Genomic DNA, 18,286 nt, shown 5'->3' with positions numbered 1-18,286 from the left:
GTCCGAAAAACCTAGGAATATCGTACGGACAGTCCTGCGCAAGATTCTGCTTCGCACCTTATTGGAGGGAAATGGTTGTGACGCGTCATCGGTGGTGTAAGACTCATTTGCGAGCGCAGCAGAAGTGCCGGGGAGGGACGTGCGCTCATCACCCGGAACCGTCAGGGAGGTGAACGGCAAGACCGGAATGCGTTTCCGGTCACAAGTGGGGTGGGAATATGTCGTTGAATCCGCGCCTGGTCAAGGAGAGTTTCTCCGTCATCGAGCCGGTGGCCGAGCAGGCCACGGCCTACTTCTACGGCCGGCTGTTCGCTGAGAATCCACACCTGCGAGGCATGTTCCCGCCGGCTCTGGACGTCCAGCGCGACCGGTTGTTCAGCGCGTTGACCAGGATCGTGTGGAGCCTGGACAGCCCGGACAGCATGGCGGGGTTCCTCGGCCAGTTGGGCCGGGACCACCGCAAGTACGGCGTGGTCGCCGACCACTACGCGGCCGTGGGCAAGGCGCTGCTCGCCACGGTCCGCCGCTTCGCCGCCGAGGTATGGAGCCCCGAGATCGAGGAGGCGTGGGTGGCGGCGTACGCGGCCGCCGCCAAGATGATGATCGACTCGGCCGAGGCCGACGCGGGGGTCTCGCCCGCCTGGTGGCTCGCCGAGGTCGTCGGCCACGAGCTGCGCCACCAGGACATCGCGGTCATCACGTTGCGGCCCGCGCAGCGGCTGCCGTACACGTCCGGCCAGTACGTCACCGTGCAGACGGCGCGCTGGCCCCGCGTGTGGCGCACGTTCTCCATCGCCAACGCGCCGCGCCAGGACAACACGATCAGCCTGCACGTGCGCTCGGTGCCCGGCGGCTGGGTGTCGACGACCCTGGCCAGGCACACGCGGGTCGGCGACACGGTCATGCTGGGGCCGCCGATGGGCACGATGACACCGCGCGAGCAGAGCGTGCGCGACGTGCTGTGCGTGGCGGGCGGCACGGGCCTGGCGCCGCTGAAGGCGATCGTGGAGTCCATCATCGCCTCCGGCCGGCGGCCCGCCATCCACCTGCTGCACGGCGCCCGCACCGCCGGCGAACTGTACGACCTGCCCGACCTGATCAGGATGGAGTCGGCCTTCCCGTGGCTGCGGGTCGTGTCCGTGGTCTCGGACCAGCCGTCGTACGACGGGATGCGCGGCCACCTACCCGAGGTCACCCGGCGCCTGCGCTCCTGGACCGAGCACGACGTGTACGTCTGCGGCCCGTCGCCCATGGTGAACGAGACGGTCCGCTGCCTGCAGCGCGACGGCGTGCCCCTGTCGCGGATCCACCGCGACGTCGTGCGCGCGGAACGATGAGGGGGCCCGATCGGCGATCAGGAGGTTGACAGCGGCGGCGGAACGGTGCCAGCTGGAACTGACACGCCAAGTGGAGGTGGACTGTGCCATCCCCCGCCGGGCGCCGAGGAACCGGGCTCCTGTCCGTACCTGCCGCCGTCGCCGCGACCCTCCTGCTCACCTCCTCCTCCCCCGCCGCCGCGGCGGTCCCGCTGACCGAGATCGGGTCCGACGCGTACGCCAACGCCACCAGCCAGCACGGCACCCAGGCCGGGCCCGACACCTTCCAGTGGGGCTCGGCCCTCGTGACCGCGCACCAGTCGGGCCGGTTCTTCGACGGCGGCGCCACCGGCATCGCGTTCGCCGCCTCCTCCGACAACGGCGGCACCTGGACGAAGGGAGTGCTGCCCGGGATCACCACGTTCGGCGGCGGCTCCCACGACCGGGTCAGCGACCCGTCGGTGGCCTACGACGCCCGGCACCGCGTCTGGCTGATCGCGTCGCTGGCGCTGTCGGAGGAGGGCGGGATCGCCGGGACGGCGGTGCTCGCCAGCCGCTCCGCCGACGGCGGCCGTACGTGGGACGCGCCCGTCACGGTCGCCACGGCGGGCGACGACGACGGCGACAGGGGCGGGGACGGGGACGGCGGGAACGGCGGCGATGAGGGCGGGGACGGGGGCGGCGACCTGGACAAGACCTGGATCGCCTGCGACAACAGCCTGTCCAGCCCTTTCCACGGCCACTGCCACGCGACCTTCGACGACCACGCCGCGGGCAACGCGATCACGATGGCGCGTTCCTCCGACGGCGGCCTGACCTGGACGGTGACCGCCACCCCCGCGAACGGGCTCGGCGGGCAGCCGGTCGTGCGGCCTGACGGGGTCGTGGTGGTGCCGTACCTGAGCGACGAGGGCGAGATCCGCTCCATCCGCTCCGGCGACGGCGGCGCGAGCTGGGAACCCAGCGTGCTGGTCACGGCGGTGCGGCGGCACACGGTCGCGGGCGGCCTGCGGGCGGCGCCGCTGCCGTCGGCGGAGACGGACGCGACCGGCGCCGTGTACGTCGCCTGGCACGACTGCCGCTTCCAGTACCGGTGCTCCGGCAACGACATCGTGCTGAGCAGGTCCGCCACCGGCGAGGAGTGGAGCCGTGTCATGCGGGCCACCAGCGACGGCGGCGACCACTTCATCCCCGGCCTTGGCGTCGACCGCGCCAGCGCGGGCGGCACGGTACGGCTCGCGCTCACCTACTACCGCTACCCCGACGCCGCCTGCACCGCCGCCACCTGCAGGCTGACGGTCGGCTACACCTCCTCCACCAACGGCGGGGCCACCTGGGCGGCCCCTCAGGAGCTGCACGGGGCGATGCCGCTGGACTGGTTCGCCGACACCGCGCAGGGCCGCATGGCGGGCGACTACATCTCCACCTCGGTCGTCCCCGGCGGCGCGGCCCACGCGGCCTTCACGGTGGCGGCGCCGCCTTCGGGCGGGGCGTACGACGTCCGCACCTGCACCGTCACCGGCGGCCTGCCGATCACGGGCGGAGGCCCGGCTCCGATCTCCGTCGAGGTGGCCACCGCGACGGGCGAGGAGACACCGGTCCCGCCCGCCACGGCCCGCTAGCCCCATCGCCGCGGGCGTAACGGCCAGGGGCGGCCAGGAGCGGTCAGCGGAAGGTGGCGGCGGTCTCCTCGTCGGCGGGCCAGAAGGTCTCGATGGCCAGCTCGGAGACCGTCACGTCCATCGGCGTGCCGAACGTCGCGATCGTGGTGAACATCGACAACACCCGGTCACCGGCGGCGACGCGCAGCGGCAGCAGGATGTCGCCGGGTCCCGGCACGTGCGCCACGTTCAGGTCCACGCCCGGATAGGCGTAGGACGCCAGCTCGTCGTGGAGCTCGGCCAGGCGCCCGTCGCCGGACGTCTCGGCCTGCCTGCGCAACCGGTGCAGCAGGTGGGCCCGCACCTCGGCCAGGTTGAGCAGCCGCCCTCCCATCGCGTCCGGGTGCAACGACAACCGCATCACGTTGACCGGCTCCGCCAGCAGCTCCGCCGGCACGCCCTCCATGAACATCGCGGCCGCCTTGTTGGCCGCCACCAGGTTCCAGGCGGCGTCCACCACGAGCGCCGGATACGGCTCGTGCCCGGCCAGGATCCTGTCCAGGGCCTGCCGTACGAGGTGCATCTCCGGAGCCCGGACGGCGCGTTCGGGATAGATCGGGGCGAACCCCGCGGACACCAGCAGCCGGTTACGGTGCCGCAGCGGCACCTCCAGCTCCTCGGCCAGCTTCAGCACCATCTCGCGGCTGGGCCGGGCGCGCCCGGTCTCCAGGAAGCTGACGTGGCGCGCGGAGACGCCGGCCTCGATGGCCAGATCGAGCTGGCTCACCCGCCGTCGTTGCCGCCACGACCGCAACAAATCACCAAAAGATTCCTCATGTACGGCTACCGCTCCCATATCTGGAACGTTAGCGCCTGGTGGGAATGGCGACGATTACGTCCCGGGTCATGCGCGACCGGACCGGTGCGGAGCGACGGGAATCTCCCAGACTTCGGTAACTGTCGGTGGCGCGTGACACGATGGCCGCAAAGCGAACCTGGGAGCGTGTCATGAGTGACGCAGTGCTCGCGATCGGCACCCGCAAGGGCCTGTTCCTGGCCCGCTCGGCGGGCGGTGGCCCGTTCGAGATCCAGCCGATCCAGTTCTCCACGATCGCGGTGCCCTCGGTGGCCGTCGACACGCGCGGCGGCGCGCCCCGGCTGCTGGCCGGCGTCGAATACGGCCACTTCGGTCCGTCCGTCATGTATTCGGATGACCTCGGGCAGACCTGGCAGGAGGCGGAGCAGCCGCCCATCGCCTTCCCCGAGAAGACCGGGGCCACGCTCACGCGGGTGTGGCAGCTCGCGCCCTCGCCGTCCGAGCCCGGCGTGGTGTGGGCGGGCGTCGAGCCGGGCGCCCTGTTCCGCTCGGAGGACCGCGGGGTCACCTACCGGCTCGTCGAGGGCCTGTGGGAGCACCCCCACCGCCCGCTCTGGGAGCCCGGCGGCGGCGGGCTGTGCCTGCACACGATCGTCAGCCACCCCACCGACCCGGCGGTCATGGGGGTGGCCGTCTCGACCGGCGGCTTCTACCGCACGACCGACGGCGGCCTGACCTGGGAGGCGGCCAACCAGCACATCCGCGCCCCGTTCATGCCGGAGGGCAGGCAGTTCCCCGAGTTCGGGCAGTGCGTGCACAAGGTGACCACCGACGCGGCCCGGCCGGAGCGGCTCTACCTGCAGCACCACTTCGGCGTCTATCGCAGCGACGACTTCGGCGGCAGCTGGCACGACATCGGCTCGGCCCTGCCGTCCGACTTCGGGTTCCCGATCGTGGCCCATCCGTCTCGGCCGGACACGGTCTTCGTGCTGCCGCTCACGGCCGACATGGACCGCACGCCCGTCGGCCACCGCTACCGCGTCTTCCGCAGCGACGACGCCGGCGAGACGTGGCGGCCCTTCTCCGCGGGCCTGCCGGAAGGGCCGGTGCACGCGGCCGTGCTGCGTGACGCGATGACCGCGTCGGAGGCGGGGGTGTTCTTCGGCACGCGCGACGGCGAGGTCCACTGCTCGCGCGACGACGGCGAGACCTGGTCACTGGTCGCCCGGCACCTGCCCGACGTGCTCACCGTGCGCGCGGCGGTGCTCTAGCCGATGAGCAGGCCGGTGATGTTGGTCGTGTTCGTGCTGCCCAGCTCGTTGCGCAGGTGGGTGAGCGGGATGCAGGAGGTGAAGGTCTTCGCGGTCGGCGCCGACCGCGACTCCCCGCCCACCCTGGGCTCGGCCCTCGACATGCTCCGGCGCACGCATCCGCTGCTGGAGGAGCGGCTGCGCGACGAGTACGGCCGCATCCGCAGGCACATCAGCATGATCGTGTGCGGCGAGAACGCCCGGGGGCTGGGCAGCCTCGACTGCGCGCTGCCGCCGGGCGCCGAGGTCTACGTGCTGCCCGCCCTCGCCTGAGCCCGGCCGGCCGTCCGCCGTCCGGGCCCGTGGCAACGGTTGGCGCCCGACGGATTTCGGGCACGACGAACCAGGGCGACCTGCCTGGGGTCGCCCAGCGAGGCCGGCTCAATTCCCGGTGGCGACCGAGACGGTGGCGTCGACGATGCGGTGGTCGGAGCAGGGCTTGTCGCGGTTGCCGCCGCAGACGTGCCCGATCGGATGGGCGTCGGCGCTGTAGCGGGTCAGCCGCTCGGCGGGGACGAAGATCAGATCGACCTTCCCCGACTGGCCGCAGGCCCCGAGCTTGTTGCTCTCGGTGGTCTGCTCGCCCCAGCCGGGGCACACGGCCTCGCGGTCGTCGAGCTCGTGGTAGCGGCCGGTGTTGCCGTGGTTGGCGTCGGTGTTGACCGTGGCGTCGTACCAGGTGTCCAGCAGCGGTGAGTCCGGCTGCACGTTGAAGTCGCCCGCGATGATCGGGATGTCCCCCCTGGAGCGGTACGACTCCAGGACGCCGTGCACCTGGCCCAGCTGGGCGGACTTGGAGGCGGCGACCGTGGTCAGGTGGGTGGTGCAGAATCTGGTGCCGGGTCGCGCGGCGACGTGCGCGCAGAGGAGCTTGCGCTGCTTGCCCGACCCGTCGTACGGCAGGGTCTGCCGTAGGGTCTCGCCCAGCGCGAAACGGCTGAAGACCGCGATGCCGATGCCGTGCCCGGCACAGTAGCCGGGGTCGCCGGCCGCCGTCATCGGCTCGAAGCGGGCGAAGTTCGTGGCGTTCTGCGGCCAGCCCATGCCCTGCAGCGCATCGATCACGGCGCCGTACTGGTTGCGGCAGATCTCGTTGATCGACACGAGGTCCGGCTTGCGATAGCTGATCGATCCGGCGATCGCCTGGATGATGCCGTTCGTGGTCGAGCCCAGGTGCGAATGATGCCCGGCCATGTTCCAGTGCCAGATCTTGTACGTCGCGGTCGCCGAGGAGGCCGCCGACGCGGGAGCCGTCAGAAGGGCGGCGGTGGTGACGAGGGAGGCCACCACCGTCCACAACAGGCGCCCGAAGCCGGGCACACGCGAGATCCCCATGAGAGCCGTCCCCTTCTTCGTGACCAGCTCCCAGCGATCCTGCCGGAGGGGATTTTCCGGCACCAGACGGATAGCGGACAGAGATCCCTCCCGATCGGACGGCGAGAGGGCATGGTGGAATTTCCTGATGGCCGATCACGCTGTGTGCCCTTCTCCGCGGTCCAGGTCACACCTCCCGCAGGCCTTCCGGGCAGCGACGTTCGCGTCGGCACGAAGCGTTCGCAGGGCCCCCGGGGCCACGATCTCGTGCCCGGGTTCCTCAGGGAGAGCCGGCCGTCACGTCGTTGACCGGGCTACGGGCGCGTCGCCCGGTCAGGACCCGTACGGCCTCTTCCGCGGCGATGCGCCGCACTGTCGTGACGGCTTCCTCGGAGTAGTAGGCGGCATGGGGAGAGATGATCACGTTGGGCAGCGTAAACAGGGGGTTGCGCGGACGCCAGTCCCGCTGTTTCGCGGGCTCCTCCTCGAGGTCGTCCAGTGCCGCGCCCGCGATCCATCCCTCGGTCAGTGCCTGGTGGATCGCCGCGTCCTCCACGATCGGGCCGCGCCCGGTGTTGACCAGGATCGCGGTCGGCTTCATCCTGCGCAGCGTCGTACGGTCGAAGGTGTGGTGTGTCCCAGGGGTGAGCGGCGCCTGGATCACGAGGTAGTCGGCACCTTCCACGAGCTCGCCGAAGGACACCGGCCGCACCTGGCGCGATCGGATCTCGGACTCGTCGAGGAACGGGTCGTGCGCCCAGACCTCGACGCCGAACGCTCTGGCGCGTTCGGCGATGAGCTGGGCGATGAAGCCGAAGGACAGCAGCCCGAACACCCGTCCCCGCAGCCGCCAGATCGGCTCCCCGCTCTGCCACTGCCACACGCCCTCACGGGTTTCCCGGTCATACACGCAGATCTTGCGGGCGGCGGCCAGCCAGAGCGCGACGGCGTGATCGGCGACCTCCTCCGCGCACCACTCGTTCGGCGCGTTCGTGACCTGGATGCCCCGCCGGGTCGCGGCGTCGACGTCGACGATGTCCACGCCCGTGCCGTAGCGGGCGATCACCCGGCACCGGGTGAACGCGTCGATGGCGCGGGCGCCGACCCGGACGTACTGGGTCAGCAGGCCGTCGACGTCCCGGCCCTTCTCGATCACCTCGTCCTCGCTCTTGCACTGCGCGGCGAGCAGCTCGAATCCGGCGCCCTCGACGATCGCGCGTTCGATGTCCACGTCGCCGAAGTCGTAGTCGGCGATCATGATGGTGCCTCTGGCGTCAGTGCGAGTCACGGGGAATCCCCTTGGTGTGTACGAGGTCCTGGTAGGCCAGAGCCAGCTCCAGGCAGCCTCCGCTGTCCAGTTGCCCGACCGTGGAGCGGTAAATCTCCTGCCACGGTGTCTGGTTCTCGACCACCGGCGGTGTGTGGTCGGCCCACCGCGCGGCGATCTCCTCATCCGGCAGGAGGACGTCGACGCGTGCGTTGTCCACGTCGATGCGGATGCGGTCGCCGGTGCGCAGGATGGCGAGATTGCCGCCGACCGCGGCCTCGGGGCTGGCGTTGAGAATCGACGGCGCGTCCGAGGTGCCGCTCTGGCGGCCGTCACCGAGCGTGGGCAACGTGGTGATGCCCCGCCGGAGCAGCGCGGCGGGGACCTCCATGTTGACGACCTCGGCCGAGCCCGGATAGCCGATCGGCCCGGTGTAGCGGATGACGAGGATGCAGTCCTCGTCCAGGCCCAGTTCTGGATCTTCGATGCGGGCGTGGTAGTCCTCGGGCCCGTCGAAGACGATGGCGCGATAGTCGGACACCGCGCGGAAGTCGCCGGTGAGGACCGAGGTCTTCATGACCGCGGAGTCGAACAGGTTGCCCGTCATGATGAGAAGCCCGCCGTGGGCGGCGAGAGGCTCGTCGAAGGGACGGATGACCGTCGGGTCTGCGGGCGGGGCATCGGCCAGGTTCTCGGCCACGGTACGGCCGGAGACGGTCACGGCGTCGCCGTGCAGGCGCCCCGCCGTCAGCAACGACCGCATGACGGCGGGGACACCGCCGGCGCGGTAGAAGTCCTCGCCGAGGAACTCACCGGCGGGGGCGACGTTCGCCAGCGCCGGGATGTCGGCTCCGACCCGTTGCCAGTCCTGGATCGACAACGGCACCCCGACGTGTCGCGCGATGGCGTTGATGTGGATGGGCACGTTGGTGGAGGCGGAGATGGCCGAGGCGACCATGATCGCGTTCTCGAAGGCCCGCAAGGTCATGATCTTGCGCGGGGTGAGGTCCTCGCGTACGAGATCCACCGCTCGACGGCCTGTGTCGTAGGCCATCTGCGCTCGCCGGCGATAGGGGGCCGGGATCGCCGCGCAGCCCGGCAGGGACATCCCCAGTGCCTCGGCCAGGCTGTTCATCGACAGCGCGGTCCCCATCGTGTTGCAGTGACCGATGCTGGGCGCGGAAGCGCACACGCGCGCCATGAACTCGTCGTAGTCGATCTCCCCGGTGGCCAGCAGCCGCTTCGACTGCCAGATCACCAGCCCTGAGCCGGACGCGCCGATCCGCTCGCCCTCGCGATAGCCGTTGAGCATCGGCCCTCCGGACAGGACGATCGCCGGAATGTTCACCGTCGCCGCCGCGGCCAGGCACGCGGGCGTGGTCTTGTCACAGCCGGTCGTCAGCACGACCCCGTCGAGTGGATACCCGTAGAGCACCTCGACCAGCCCGAGGTAGGCGAGGTTGCGATCCAGCGCGGCGGTCGGGCGTTTCCCGGTCTCCTGCAGCGGATGGACGGGGAACTCGAGCGGGATGCCACCGCCGTCGCGGATCCCGTCCCTGACCCGGCCGGCGAGGTCGAGGTGGTGGCGGTTGCAGGGCACCAGGTCGCTGCCCGTCTGGGCGATGCCGATGACCGGCCTGCCGGACCGGAGTTCGGCCGGGGTCAGCCCGAAGTTGAGATAGCGTTCGAGATACAGGGCCGTCATCTCCGGGTTGCCGGCGTTGTCCCACCAGATCTGGCTGCGCAGGGCACCCGTGGCGCGCTCCGTCGACGGCATCAGCTGCTCCTCACCGAGGCAGGACCGTCCGATCCGGCCGGATACTCGCCAAGCGGCGCCAGATCGCCCGACCAGGCCGACATGACCGGCGCGAGGACCCGCCAGGCCTCTTCGGCCTCGTCGCCGCGGATGGACAGGGCCGCGTTCCCCAGCAGCACGTCCAGCAGCAGGCGGCCGTAGGCAGGCAGTTCGGAGGGCGCCGGCCGTGCGGTGAGGGTCAGCGGGGCGAGAGTGCGGGCGTCGGTGCCGATGCCGGCCAGCGCCAGGGTCATGCTCTCCGGCTCCAGCCCGAAGCGCAGCACGTTGGGCTCGGCCTCCTCCCCGAGGCCGAGGGGCAGGTGCGGGACGGGCCGGAAGCGTACGGCGACCTCTTTGCGGTCATGGCCGAGCGCCTTGCCGGTGCGCAGCCGGAAGGTCGTGCCGGACCAGCGCCAGCTCTCGAGCTCCAGCTCCACCTCGGCGAAGGTCTCGGTGCGGCGTCGCGGGTCCACGCCCTCCTCCTCGGCGTAGGCGGGCACGTCGCGGTCGCCGGCGCGGCCGGCCAGGTAGCGTGCGCGGCGCGTTCGGCGTACGACGTCGTCGTCGGTGAGCGGGCGCACCGAGCGGAGCACATCGATCTTCCGGTCCCGCAGGTCGCGTTCGCCGAGGCTGAGCGGCGGTTCCATGGCCACCAGGCACAACACCTGGAGCAGATGGTTCTGCACCATGTCCTTCAGCGCCCCTACGCCGTCGTAGTAGCCCGCCCTGCCCTCCAGCGCGAGGGTCTCGTCCCAGATGATCTCCACCTCGGAGATGTGGGCGCTGTTCCAGAGGGGCTCCAGGACGCGGTTGGCCAGCCGGCTGCCGAGCACGTTCTGGACGGTCGTCATGGCCAGGAAGTGGTCGACACGGAACACCGCCTGCTCGGGCACGACCCCCACCAGCAGCCGGTTCAGCTCCACCGCGCTGTCGAGGTCTTCGCCGAACGGCTTCTCCAGCACGATCCGGCTGCCCGGCGGGAGGTTCGCGGCGCCGAGGGCGGCGACCACGCCGGGAAAGATCGCCGGCGGGAGGGCGAGGTAGACGGCGACGGGACCGTCACCGGCGACGAGCGAGGCGATGTCGGCGGCGTCGGTGGCGTCCGTCCGCCGGTACCGGGCGCGGTCGGCGATCGCCTTCCTGGTCTCGCCGGACTCCGCCGCGGCGTGCCGGTCGAGCTGGTCGGACGCCCAGCGGCGGAACTCCTCGCCGGTCCAGTCCCGCCGGTCGGCGCAGACGAGTTCGAACCGGTCGCCGACGTGGCCAGCCGCGTGCAGGGCGGCCAGGGCCGGCAGCAGGAAGCGGGCGTTGAGGTCGCCGGTGGCGCCGAGGATGACGAGCCGGTCGATCATGCCGGGGTGCCTCCTTCGGCTCGTGCCAGGTTGACGCCGCTGGCGATGATCCCGATGTGGCTGAACGCCTGCGGAAAGTTGCCCATGAATGTCCCCGTGGACGGGTCGATCTGCTCGGGCATCAGCCCGACCGGGTTGGCGCGGGCGCACAGCGTCGCGTACAGGTCCGCGGCCCGGTCCCGGTGGCCCTGCAGGATCAGGTTGTCGACCAGCCAGAAACTGCACAACACGAAGGCGCCCTCGTCGCCGGCCAATCCGTCGGGCGAGTCCCCGTGCAGGTAGCGGTAGAGCAGGCCGTCACCGGCCGACAGGCGTTCGGCGACGGCCGCGGTCGTGGCGGCCATGCGCGGGTGGTCGGCGGGGACGACCTTGCGCAGCGGCAGCGCGAGCAGGCTGGCGTCCAGGCCGCCGCTGCCGTCGAGGTGCTCGCTCAGGCACTGCCTGTCCTCGTTCCAGGCCTGGTCCAGGATGAGCCGGCGGAGTTTCTGCGCGGTGGCGCGCCAGGTGTCGATCGGCCCGGACAGGCCGAGCCGCTCGCCGATGGCCGCGGCCCGGGTCAGTGCCACCTGGCACATGCCGACCGAGTAGGTGAAGATCCGGCCTTCGCTGCGTACCTCCCAGATGCCCTGATCCGGCTGCTGCCACGTGTGCGCGGCGGCCTCGGCCAGCTCCGCCAGACCGGACCACAGCGCCGGCTGGAGCTCGCGGCCCGGAAGCAGCCACTGGTCGGCGCAGTCGAGCACCTCGCCGTAGACGTCGTGCTGGCGCTGGTCGGCGGCGCCGTTGCCCCAGCGCACCGGAGCCGAGCGCCGGTAACCCTCCAGGCCGGCGTCGTGGACCTCTTCCGGTACGGGGCGGCCGTCAAGGGTGTACATGATGCGCGGACGGCGGCTCTGCTCGAAGGCGTCGAGGACCCAGCCGAGGAAGGCGTCGGCCTCCTCCTCGAAGCCGACGCGGCGCAGCGCGAACACGGAGTAGGCGGCGTCACGGATCCAGGTGTAGCGGTAGTCCCAGTTGCGCACCCCGCCGATCGGTGCGGGCAAGGAGGACGTGGGCGCCGCGACGAGTGAACCGTTGCCCCAGTCGTCGCACAGCTTCAGCGTGATCACCGAACGCCGGACCAGCGCTTCCTGCGGGCCGCGGTAGCTGCACTTGCGCATCCAGCGTCGCCAGGCCTCGATGGTCTGCCGCACCATCGCCTCGGGGTCGAAACGGTGATGGCGGTGGATGCGTCCCCACGACAACACCAGATCGAGGCGGTCGCCCTCCTGAAGGTCGTGCTCGGTGCGCAGGCCGGTCAACGGACGGTTGGAACGCAGATGCAGCCGCAGGTCAGGCCGCCGGGAGGCGCTCACCTCCAGGCCGCCGTAAAGGGCCCGCGCCCGCCCGCCGCCGCGCGGCTCCAGCTCCGCCCGCAGCCGCACGGTCCCGGCCCGCACGACCGCGGACCGGACCAGCTCGCCCCGGCCGCCTCCCGCGTCGTCGCTGAGGTCGGCGCCGGCGCGCAGGGCCAGCGCGTCGGTGATCCGGACCAGGCCGGTCGGGCCGCGCAACTCGGTCACCAGCACCGCGGTGTCCGGCTCGTAGAACTGCCGGGCCTCGCGCAGGTCGTCCACGGTCAACGTGAAGTGGCCGCCGTGCTCACGATCAAGCAGCCCGCACAGCAGCGGCTCGCTGTCGAAGCGGGGCAGGCACAGCCACGGGATCGAACCGTCGACGCCGGCCAGCGCCGCCGTCGTGCCGTCGCCGATGAGGCCCAGGTCCTCCAGCGCCGGATAGCCCTCCTGGCGGCGCACCGGGCGGAAAGGTGGATCGAGATCGAGCATGTCTGCGTTTCTCCTCCGTACCGACGTGCCACCGCCGGAGAGGGGGATGCTCCTGGTGAGCGGACGTCGCCGCTGTCCGTTACCGACAATGATCAGCTTCCGTCACGAGAACGTGATCAGCACTTTCACCATGTCGTCGAGCTTCTTGTCCGAGACCTCGAAGGCGCGCTCCATCTCGTCGAAGCGGAACGTGTGGGTGGTCATGCGCGTGGGATCGAGCCGCTTGCTCTCCAGTACGCGCAGCAGCCGTTCCATGCGCAGCCTGCCGCCGGGGCACAGGCCGCTCGTGATCGTCTTGTCGGCCATCCCGACGCCCCACTCGACGCGGGGGATGCGTACGAACTCGCCTTCTCCGTAATAGCCGGTGTTGGACACCGTCCCACCTGGTTTGGTGATCTTTATGGCGGTCTGGAAGGTGGCGTCCGCGCCGAGGGCTTCGATGGCGGTGTCCACGCCCTGCCCCCGGGTCAGGTCGAGGATGCGCTCGACGACGTCCTCGGTGGTGAAGTCGACGATCTCGTCGGCGCCGTAGTCGCGGGCGAGCCGCTGCCGGCTGAGCACCGATTCCACCCCGATGACCAGGCCGGCGCCGCGCAGCTTGGCGCCCGCGGTGGCCATGAGGCCCACCGGGCCCTGGGCGAGCACGGCCACCGTCCCGCCGATGGGGATGTTGCCGTTCTCCGCGCCCATGAACCCGGTCGAGAGCATGTCGGCGCAGTAGACCGCCATCTCGTCGGGGACGCCGTCGGGGATCTTCGCCAGGTTGGCGTCGGCATCGTTGACGTGGAAATACTCGGCGAAGACCCCGTCCTTGGAATTGGCGAACTTGAACCCTCCGAGTGGTCCGCCGGACTGCGACGGATGACCGTTCTGGGAGGCGAGATCGCCCCAGTCGGGGGTGATGGCGCCCACCAGGACGCGGTCGCCCGGCCGGAAAGCCGTCACCTCGCCACCCACCTCGTGCACCACGCCGACGCCCTCGTGGCCGAGCGTCAGGTTCTCCCGCGGCCCGATGCCGCCCTTGACGGTGTGGGAGTCCGACGTGCAGATCAGGGCGGTGGTGGTTCGCACGACGGCGTCCAGGGGCCCGGGCCGCGGAACGGGCTTGTCCATCAAGCCGACCTGTCCGATCTGCTTCATCACGAACGCTTGCATCGTGCCCCCGAATGTTCCCCGTGTCCGGCGTCGCCGAGAACGCCGCAAACACGCCCAGCTCTACCCTGTCGATCTCGGCGTCTAACGTGAGCCCTTTCGTCGCGGACTGTCCGCGGATGGCCGTCGACGTGCACGGATGCCCGATCCGGGAAGCATGGCGTGAGGGGAGAACTCATGGGGAGGCCGATATGGCTCGACCGATCGTGGCCGCCGCGGACGGCTCCAGGCAGCGAACGCGGCGGTGCAGTGGGCGGCGGGCGACGCCCGGCGGCGGCGACTGCCGCTGAGGGTCGTGCACGTGTGCGAAGGGGCGCTTGCCGGCTTCGACACCAGGACGTACTGCGAGGGGACGGTGGCCGCCGCCGCCGACCGCGCCCGCGCCGCGGAGGCGGACGTCGAGGTGAGCACCGAGTTGCTCAGCGGGAATGTCGTCGACGCGCTGATCGGCCAGTCGGTGTCCGCCGACTCCCTGGTGCTGGGCAACAGGGGCAGGGGAGGATTCGCCGGATTGCTTCTCGGCTCGGTCAGCATGGCGGTCGCAGGCCATGCCGCCGGGCGCGTCGTCATCGTGCGTGAATCCGTCGCCGGGGAACACGGCCGGATCGTGGTGGGCGACGACGGCTCGGACTGCACGGCGCAGGCGGTGGCGTACGCCGTCGAGCAGGCTCGCGCCCGGCGTGCGTCGCTGGCCGTCATCTACGCGTGGAACATGCCGATGGTCTCCGCCTACGCATCCAGGTACAGAGACCTTCTCGAGAACGCGAGCCGGGAGGACTCCCGTGCGGCTCGAGAGCGGGTGGTCCGCTGGCGGAAGGACCATCCCGACATCGAGATCGACGACCAGCAGGTGTGCGAGCACCCGGTCCTCGCCCTCGTCGACGCCTCCGCCGCGGCGGACCTGGTCGTGGTCGGCTCCCGCGGGCTGGGTGGTTTCACCTCCGCCATGCTCGGGTCGGTCGGGCACGGCGTGCTGCACCGTGCCGCGTGCCCGGTCGCGATAGTGCGGCCACGCGGAGAGACGTCATGAGCGTTCGCGCGTGCCGCGCAGGCGTACGGCGGTGACCTCGCGCTCGGGGCCTGCAGTCGCGGTGCCGGCTTGGCTGGAGGTCACGCGCTCCGGCCGTTCCCGCTGAACAGCCTGTCCAGATGCAGATCGATCGCGGCGAGCGCGTCCCCGGGCCCGATCACGCCCAGTTCGATCAGCGGGGTGAATCCGGTGAGGGCGAGAAGCAGGTTGGTCTCGGTCGCCGGGTCGCGGCCGGGGTCGATGTGCCCGTCGGCGACCGCCTGGCGGACCAGCTGCTCGACCTGGGCCCGTCCGTGGGCGAGACCCCGGCGCGCCTGCTCGTGGACGGCCTCGTCGTGCAGCGCCTCCAGGACGTAGGCGGCGCTCATCCGGCTGGTGGCGCGGGCGTCGGCATGCAGGGGGAGCATTTCCGCGAGCGTCAGTCGCAGCACGTCACGGGGGTGCGGACGGTCACCGAGCTTCTCGAGTCCGTGGCCGACGCGTAGCGAGGTCTGCTCGGACGCGAAATCCATGGCGAAGGAGAGCATGGCGGCCCGGGAGGCGAAATAGTGCTGCAGCTGCCCGAGGGAGATGCCCGCCTCCCGCGCCACCACGCGCATCGTCAGATGCGCAACGCCGCGCTGCTCCACCACCCGCCACAGCGCGCGGGCGATCGCTTCGCGGCGTCCTCGGTGATCCACCTGTTTGGGCATTGCCGACCTCTCTCTCGTACCCCGAACCTTTCTCATACAGTTGACATAATACAGTTGACTTATAACCTTGGAATCCACTTGAGGAAGGAAGCGCCATGCCTGAACGACTGCCGGAACAGCCAAGGGTGCGGACCACGGAAGGTGTGGTGCAGGGGCGCCGACGGCAGGGGCACGCGGTGTTCCGCGGCATCCCGTACGCCCAGCCCCCGGTGGGAGCGCTCCGCTTCGCCGCGCCCGCGCCGCCGCACCGCTGGGAGGGGACCAGGCAGGCGACGGAGTTCGGCCCCGTCGTGCCGCTGTCCCTGCCGATCGACACGGGTCCGCCGCAGGGCACGGACTGGCTGACGCTCAACGTCGGCACTCCGGATCCGGGCGCGGCAGGACTGCCGGTGCTGGTGTGGATCCCCGTGGGCGGCTACGTCTCAGCGGCGTCGAGCGACCCGATGTTCGACCCGGCGGCGCTGGCCGAGGCCGGACTCGTCGTGGTGAGCATCAACTGCCGCGTGGGCGCGGAAGGTTTCGCGTTCCTCGACGACGCGCCGCCCAACCGCGGATTCCTCGACCAGATCGCGGCGCTGGAGTGGGTGCAGCGCAACATCGCCGCCTTCGGAGGCGACCCCGGCCGGGTCACCGTGGCCGGGGTGTCCGCCGGAGCGGGGTCGGTCGCCGCCCTGCTGACGATGAAGCCGGCGCGCGGCCTCTTCCGGCGGGCCATGGCCCACTCGGTGCCGGGCCTGCACAGCACCCCCGCGCTGGCACGGCAGGTCACCGCCGCGCTCGCGGACCGGCTCGGCGCGGCGGCCTCCACCGCTGCGGCCCTGCGCGACATCGACCCCTGGCACCTGGCCGCGGAGCTCACCTCCTTCAACGCCGGCCTCCACGCACACCGGGAGAGCTGGGGACGGCTCACGGAGACCGGCACCGCCCTGTGCCCCGTCGTCGACGGTGAGGTCCTCCCCGAAACGCCCTGGCCCGCGCTGACCGGCGGGCGCGCGAGCGGGACCGAGCTGCTCGTCGGCCACACCCGGGACGAGTTCCGCTTCTTCAGCGTCATGAGCGGACGACAGGGCACCTACACCGAGCAGGACGCCCAGGCCGCCCTGGAACTGCTCGCCCCGCAGCCGCACGGCCCCGAGGCGTACCGCGCCGCGTTCCCGCAGGCCGGCCCGGAGGAGCTGGTGGAGACGGTGTACTCCGACGCCCTCTTCCGCATGCCGTCACAGAAGCTGGCCGAGGCCAACGCCGCAGCCGGCGGCACGTCGTACGTGTTCGAACTACGCTGGACCGCCCCGGTCCTCGGCGGCGCCCTGGGCGCCTGCCACAGCCTCGACATCCCCCTGGCGTTCGGCACACTGGGCAGCCCTGTCGGCACGCAGCTCATCGGCGACGAGCCCACCCCCGAGGCCGTCGCGCTCTCCCGCGAGCTCAAGGAGGCATGGGTCCGCTTCGTCACCACCGGGGACGCGGGATGGGCCGCCCACCGGCCCGATCAGCGGCTCACCCGCGTCCTGGACGCCGAGTCGCAGACCCGGCCCTACCCAGAACAGGCCTCCCGCCGGATCTGGGAAGGCCACTTCCCCGCCCCCTTCGACCTCTCGTAAGTGCGGGGACACCGCAGGTCAGGACGTCTCGACGCGCCCCTCGAAGCCCGCGTCACAGCCGGTAGATCCGGCGGGCGTTCCCCGAGCCGATCATGTGGGCGACCCTGGCCGCGTCCGCGACGCTCCACTCCCCCGAGCCGAGCCTGGCCCGCAGCGCCGCGCCCATCGCCCGCCGGTAGGAGAGCGCGCCCAGGTAGCCGGTCTCGGCCACGGAGTGGCAGCCGGAGCCGAACAGCTGCTTGTGGAAGGGCGCCAGCTCCAGCAGCTCCTCCACGACCCTCGCCGAGGCAGCGGCGGTGTGCGGGAGCGCGAGCCCGACGTCCACGTAGACGTGCGGGTAGAGGCCGGCCAGGTAGGCGGCCTGACGGTGGAACGGGTAGCAGTGCAGCAGGATGACCGGCACGGCGGCCGGCTGCAGCGCCCTGACCAGGGCGCCCAGCCTGGCCGGATCGCTGCGGTGCAGGTCGGGCCCGGAACCGCTGAAGCCGGTGTGGAACTGCACGGGCAGCCCCCGCTCCCTGGCCACGTCGATCGCGATCCACAGCAGGTGGCGCAGCAGGAAGGGGTCCGTCAGCGGCTCCTTGGGGTCGGACAGCCGCCGGTTGACCGCCGCGATCACCGAGCCCCTGCTGGGCCGGGACGGGTCGAAGTCGAGGCCGTAGAGCGACCCGATGACCGTCGTGAGCCCGACCGCCCTGGCGGCCCTCGCGGTCAGCTTCTCGCCAAGGTCGTCGAGGTAGTCGACGGAGATCTGCGCCGTCTCGGCCACGTCGCGCTCGACGGCCTCGATCCGTACGAGCTCGTCGGCGGCGGCGCCGCCGTGCCGGCCCATCTCGGTGGCCGACAGCAGCTCGCCGTCCTCCCAGGCGCCGGCCGGTTCGGTGTCCACCAGGAAGGCCACCACGCCGGCCGCCGCCAGGAGCCGCCGGTTGACCTCGCCCGCGCCCAGCTCGGCGCGGCGGGCGAGGTAGACGGCGGGCGGCGCGTGCGGTTCGAGGTCGAGCAGCGGCGCGCACCAGCGGCGCACCGCCGCGCCGAACGGCGTGTCGAAGTGGGTGGTGCCGGGCGGCGCCGGGCTGCCGCCCTCGTTGATGAGCAGCTCGAACTCGGCTCTGGTCAGGTCGTCCCGCCGCACCCCGTGACAGTGGTGGTCGACGAGCGGGGCGAGCAGCGCGTCGCGTACCGTGCCGGGCAGGTCTGCGGGGAGCATGCG

The 18,286-nt window shown here is 71.4% G+C and carries 15 protein-coding genes; 6 read left to right on the top strand and 9 right to left on the bottom strand.

The annotated features are described in order from the left end of the window. Nucleotides 1-218: 218 nt before the first annotated feature. Together ACTWPV_RS17715 and ACTWPV_RS17710 are read left to right on the top strand one after the other, a co-directional pair. Nucleotides 219-1,337 (top strand): globin domain-containing protein, encoded by a 1,119-nt coding sequence (locus ACTWPV_RS17715; protein ID WP_443152600.1) that lies wholly within the window; start codon nt 219-221, stop codon nt 1,335-1,337. Nucleotides 1,338-1,420: 83 nt separating this feature from the next. After that, nucleotides 1,421-2,938 carry a sialidase family protein gene (locus tag ACTWPV_RS17710; RefSeq protein ID WP_443152599.1) on the top strand — a complete coding sequence of 506 codons (1,518 nt, stop codon included), beginning with the start codon at nt 1,421-1,423 and terminating at the stop codon, nt 2,936-2,938. Between the two features lie 43 nt (nt 2,939-2,981). Here ACTWPV_RS17710 and ACTWPV_RS17705 read toward each other — a convergent pair whose 3' ends face one another. Continuing rightward, entirely contained in the window at nt 2,982-3,773 is a 792-nt protein-coding gene (locus tag ACTWPV_RS17705) for a helix-turn-helix domain-containing protein (RefSeq protein ID WP_347645039.1), read from the bottom strand. A gap of 152 nt (nt 3,774-3,925) precedes the next feature. On the opposite strand from ACTWPV_RS17705, the gene ACTWPV_RS17700 reads away from it, so the two are divergent. After that, complete coding sequence (locus ACTWPV_RS17700) at nt 3,926-5,005, top strand: WD40/YVTN/BNR-like repeat-containing protein (RefSeq protein WP_347645038.1); 1,080 nt, start codon at nt 3,926-3,928, stop codon at nt 5,003-5,005. A gap of 3 nt (nt 5,006-5,008) precedes the next feature. Further along, a complete protein-coding gene (locus ACTWPV_RS17695) occupies nt 5,009-5,317 on the top strand; it encodes a hypothetical protein (protein WP_201761224.1) in 309 nt (102 codons plus the stop codon). 108 nt (nt 5,318-5,425) lie between these two features. Here the strand turns inward: ACTWPV_RS17695 and ACTWPV_RS17690 are convergent, their stop codons facing one another. The 6 genes from ACTWPV_RS17690 to ACTWPV_RS17665 form a co-directional block, all read right to left on the bottom strand. Next, the gene (locus ACTWPV_RS17690) at nt 5,426-6,379 is read right to left on the bottom strand and encodes an endonuclease/exonuclease/phosphatase family protein (RefSeq protein WP_443152598.1); all 954 of its coding nucleotides are present in this window, start codon (nt 6,377-6,379) and stop codon (nt 5,426-5,428) included. 259 nt (nt 6,380-6,638) lie between these two features. Continuing rightward, nucleotides 6,639-7,646, bottom strand: coding sequence for a C-terminal binding protein (locus tag ACTWPV_RS17685; RefSeq protein ID WP_443152597.1), 1,008 nt, complete (start codon nt 7,644-7,646; stop codon nt 6,639-6,641). Beyond that, the gene (locus ACTWPV_RS17680; RefSeq protein WP_347645034.1) at nt 7,633-9,402 is read right to left on the bottom strand and encodes an IlvD/Edd family dehydratase; all 1,770 of its coding nucleotides are present in this window, start codon (nt 9,400-9,402) and stop codon (nt 7,633-7,635) included. Before ACTWPV_RS17680 ends, ACTWPV_RS17685 begins: the two co-directional genes overlap by 14 nt. Next, the gene (locus ACTWPV_RS17675; RefSeq protein ID WP_443152596.1) at nt 9,402-10,772 is read right to left on the bottom strand and encodes a glucose-6-phosphate dehydrogenase; all 1,371 of its coding nucleotides are present in this window, start codon (nt 10,770-10,772) and stop codon (nt 9,402-9,404) included. Before ACTWPV_RS17675 ends, ACTWPV_RS17680 begins: the two co-directional genes overlap by 1 nt. Beyond that, entirely contained in the window at nt 10,769-12,598 is a 1,830-nt protein-coding gene (locus ACTWPV_RS17670; RefSeq protein ID WP_443152595.1) for a glycoside hydrolase family 15 protein, read from the bottom strand. Before ACTWPV_RS17670 ends, ACTWPV_RS17675 begins: the two co-directional genes overlap by 4 nt. A 102-nt stretch (nt 12,599-12,700) precedes the next feature. Next, nucleotides 12,701-13,738, bottom strand: a complete 1,038-nt coding sequence (locus ACTWPV_RS17665) for an NAD(P)-dependent alcohol dehydrogenase (protein WP_443152854.1) — start codon at nt 13,736-13,738, stop codon at nt 12,701-12,703. A 256-nt stretch (nt 13,739-13,994) separates the two neighbouring features. Here ACTWPV_RS17665 and ACTWPV_RS17660 point away from each other — a divergent pair, with 256 nt between their 5' ends. Then, a complete protein-coding gene (locus tag ACTWPV_RS17660; protein WP_443152594.1) occupies nt 13,995-14,780 on the top strand; it encodes a universal stress protein in 786 nt (261 codons plus the stop codon). Between the two features lie 80 nt (nt 14,781-14,860). On the opposite strand, the gene ACTWPV_RS17655 is transcribed toward ACTWPV_RS17660, so the two are convergent. Next, nucleotides 14,861-15,472, bottom strand: coding sequence for a TetR/AcrR family transcriptional regulator (locus ACTWPV_RS17655; RefSeq protein ID WP_443152593.1), 612 nt, complete (start codon nt 15,470-15,472; stop codon nt 14,861-14,863). 95 nt (nt 15,473-15,567) lie between these two features. On the opposite strand from ACTWPV_RS17655, the gene ACTWPV_RS17650 reads away from it, so the two are divergent. Then, complete coding sequence (locus tag ACTWPV_RS17650; RefSeq protein ID WP_443152592.1) at nt 15,568-17,073, top strand: carboxylesterase/lipase family protein; 1,506 nt, start codon at nt 15,568-15,570, stop codon at nt 17,071-17,073. Nucleotides 17,074-17,125: 52 nt separating this feature from the next. Here ACTWPV_RS17650 and ACTWPV_RS17645 read toward each other — a convergent pair whose 3' ends face one another. Further along, nucleotides 17,126-18,283 carry an amidohydrolase family protein gene (locus ACTWPV_RS17645; RefSeq protein WP_443152591.1) on the bottom strand — a complete coding sequence of 386 codons (1,158 nt, stop codon included), beginning with the start codon at nt 18,281-18,283 and terminating at the stop codon, nt 17,126-17,128. Between the last annotated feature and the right edge of the window lie 3 nt (nt 18,284-18,286).

The organism is Nonomuraea sp. KM88 (assembly GCF_052245635.1).
In the GTDB taxonomy this organism is placed as follows: Bacteria; Actinomycetota; Actinomycetes; order Streptosporangiales; family Streptosporangiaceae; genus Nonomuraea.
This window is presented reverse-complemented; position numbering and strand designations above follow the sequence as displayed.